The sequence below is a fragment of the Wolbachia endosymbiont of Cardiocondyla obscurior genome (genome assembly GCF_902713635.1).
Taxonomy (GTDB): Bacteria; Pseudomonadota; Alphaproteobacteria; order Rickettsiales; family Anaplasmataceae; genus Wolbachia; species Wolbachia pipientis.
The window spans coordinates 1-2,592 of sequence record NZ_CACTIU010000098.1; the positions used below are offsets into that span (position 1 = coordinate 1).

3 protein-coding genes are annotated in these 2,592 nt (G+C 35.0%); 2 read left to right on the forward strand and 1 reads right to left on the reverse strand.

What is annotated here, in order from left to right; translation table 11 throughout:
* Positions 1 to 532: 532 nt before the first annotated feature.
* Entirely contained in the window at positions 533 to 1,597 is a 1,065-nt protein-coding gene (locus WOCAOBSORBRA_RS05845) for a 5-(carboxyamino)imidazole ribonucleotide synthase (RefSeq protein WP_174516140.1), read from the reverse strand.
* 99 nt (positions 1,598 to 1,696) lie between these two features.
* Between WOCAOBSORBRA_RS05845 and apaG the strand changes: the two genes are divergently transcribed.
* Positions 1,697 to 2,098 (forward strand): Co2+/Mg2+ efflux protein ApaG, encoded by a 402-nt coding sequence (apaG, locus tag WOCAOBSORBRA_RS05850; protein ID WP_174516141.1) that lies wholly within the window; start codon positions 1,697 to 1,699, stop codon positions 2,096 to 2,098.
* A 177-nt stretch (positions 2,099 to 2,275) separates the two neighbouring features.
* Positions 2,276 to 2,592 (forward strand): Rpn family recombination-promoting nuclease/putative transposase (locus WOCAOBSORBRA_RS05855; RefSeq protein ID WP_246165657.1); only part of this gene is annotated, 317 nt, incomplete at its 3' end.

The window sequence follows — 2,592 nt, forward strand, 5'->3', positions numbered from 1 at the left end:
TAGAATAAAAAAACGCCATACTTGAAAGTATAATGTAAGTAATTAGCCAACCACGGGGCTTCTTTTGCCTTTTTTTTTATTTGGTAAATTTCTTAATATTTATGGCTAAACGACAATCGTCATCCCGCTACTTGTTAGCGGGATCTAGAGATACCGCGGCGGCATGACGTAGGACTGCTGTCATTCAAGTAGCTGACGCTGGAATCCAGCCTTGCTGTAATCTCATCAAGAACGTTGTGTTTTAACATAAGATCAGCCACTTTTATGCTTACCAACTTAATAAAATTCCTGGATCCAAGTAGTCAGGCTACTCGGATGACACCCTCATAAAGTAAAATGAGATCCCGCTAACAAGCAGCGGAATGACGGGAAAAGAGGTGCTGGGATGACACCTTCACAAAGTGAAATGAGATCCCGCTAACAAGCAGCGGGATGACGGGAAAAGAGGTGCTAGAATGACACCGTTTACTATGTAACATCTCATCATATCACAATGTTCGTACAGTTGTGGCGGTATGACGTAGAAAAACTGTTAACTTAAATCTATATTGACATGTCCCATTTTACGCTTATCCCTAACCTCTTTTTTCCCATATATGGTTAAACTAGCTTTTTCGTTGCTCAAATACTTATGAGAATCATATATATCATTACCTATTATATTTTTCGTCATACAAGGAAAGCGTAATACTACTTCCTGCATAGGTAACCCGCATATTATCCTAACTAGCTGTTCAAATTGACTAACGTTACATGCATCCAAGCTCCAGTGGCAAGAATTGTGAGGTCTGGGAGCTAGTTCATTAACTAACAATTCGTTATCTTTAGTAACAAAAAATTCAATAGCCAGAATTCCTATTACATCAAGCGCATTTGCTATTTTCTTTGCAGCTCGTTGTACCTCTTGAGTTAATTTGCTATCTATTTTAGCTGGCACTGTTGAAGTATCAAGTATTCCATCAACGTGGTAATTTTCTGCTATAGGAAAAAAAGCTACTTTACCGTTTTTATCTCTTGCAACGACTATTGAAACCTCTTTCAGTAAATCAACACTTGCTTCAAGAATGTACTCTGTATTCCAATCAAAGGAAGCAAATTGCTTCACTTCAGAATCATTCTCAAGCACATATTGCCCTTTTCCATCATAACCCATTTCTGTTGTTTTCAGCCTTGTTGGATAGCCAAAAGCTCTACTGCTTTTCAGTAGCTCATTATAATTTTGTATACTTTTGTATTTAGCAGTTTTTATACTCAAGCTTCTAATGAAATCTTTCTCTCTAAGCCTATTTTGCGCAATGTGTAACGCTTTTTTACCCGGATAAAAATTTACATCGATATCAATTGCACTACATGGAATATTTTCAGACTCAATAGTGACCAAATCCACACTCTGTGCAAAAGATTCAAGCGCTTTCTTATCAGAGAAATCTGCTATTGTGAAATCATCAGCAACAGAGCAAGCCGGATCGTCTTTAGCACTGGCAAAAACATGTGTTTTTTGTCCAAGTTTTGTTGCAGCGATAGCAGTCATTTTACCTAATTGTCCACCACCTATTATTCCTATTACTTTTTTGCTAAGCGCATCTGGTTCATTCATACTATAAATTGATATTTCCTAATTAGAGTATACTTGAAAAATCTATGAAAAAAGTATATAATTAGGATACTATCTTTTTATCATGAATATTCTATAATGATTCTAGAATACACACTAACTACCAACTTTGTTGAAGTTACAGTTTTACCAATTTACATTGAAGAGCAATCCATTCCTTATGAAAATTGCTATGTATGGATGTATAACGTTAAGATAAAAAACAAAAGCCAATCAACTATTCAATTGTTAAGTCGTCATTGGCAAATAATAGATTATAAGGGAAAAATAAATGAAATTGCCGGAGTTGGTGTTATCGGAGAACAGCCTGTGATAAAATCTGGAGAGGTATTTAAATACACAAGTGGAACATACTTAAATGTACCGTCAGGAATAATGCAGGGTAAGTATGAATTTCTGAATGAAGAAAGCATAAAAGTTTTTGAGGTTATGATACCACCCTTTTCTTTGGATAGTCCATACGTCAAAACTAGACCCCATTAACTATCAAAATAGTTTATTTGTAACCAGACTGCATTCTGTGATTTTTAGCAAAGCACGATCTTTCATTTGAGCTTTCTTCAATTTAAAATAAATACAGAAACTAGCTATCTTCAAAAATATGGTTGAATAATTGTTAATAATAGTGTATAATTATTAATATTTTCAAGCATTTTTGCCATGGCTCTTTCAAAATTTCTCGATCCTCGCAATGATTTGTGTTTCAAAAAAATCTTTGGAACGGAAAAAAATAAGAATATCCTGATCCACTTTTTGAACGATATTTTAGGGTTTACTGAGATAAATGCAATACAAGAAGTTGAGTTTCTTAGCACTATTATGGATCCCGAAGTTGCCTCTGATAAACAAAGTATTGTTGATGTTCTCTGCAAGGATTCTCACGGAAATAGATATATAGCAGAAATGGTGCGACCTGAAAGCCTTCGGTCATATTGTTTAAAAGGAGAGGAATTCATTCAGAAAGAAACTGAAAGGAT